The 410-nt window shown below is 62.9% G+C and carries 1 protein-coding gene; it reads right to left on the bottom strand.

What is annotated here, in order from left to right:
- A partial coding sequence (locus D7W81_RS44695) for a hypothetical protein (RefSeq protein ID WP_147445866.1) occupies nt 1–219 on the bottom strand: 219 nt, incomplete at its 3' end.
- Between the last annotated feature and the right edge of the window lie 191 nt (nt 220–410).

Genomic DNA, 410 nt, shown 5'->3' with positions numbered 1-410 from the left:
TCCCAGGTCCACTTCGCATATTAAGGTGACGCGTGTGGCCTCGAACACCGAGCGACCCTGCAGCGACCCGCTTAACAGCGTCAACAGCGTGCCGCAGATCTTGGTGGCGTGAAACTCCCGCACCTCTTCGGCCAGCGCCTTGTAGAAGCGCGTATGGCTTCGTACCCCGGCCATCAGCACGCGTCTGCGTTCGACCAGGCTGCGCGTTCTCGCGGCCATAGCAACCGACGTACGGCGTTGCGCCCTCGCCGGCAGCAAGAAGCCACGGAAGTCCGCCCGGAGCAGAAAATGCCCACGCTACTGCGGGTTTATATAGACGGTCCCCACGGGATGGGGAAAACCACCACCACGCAACTGCTGGTGGCCCTGGGTTCGCGCGACGATATCGTCTACGTACCCGAGCCGATGAC

It is taken from the genome of Corallococcus aberystwythensis (genome assembly GCF_003612165.1).
GTDB lineage: Bacteria > Myxococcota > Myxococcia > Myxococcales > Myxococcaceae > Corallococcus > Corallococcus aberystwythensis.
This window is presented reverse-complemented; position numbering and strand designations above follow the sequence as displayed.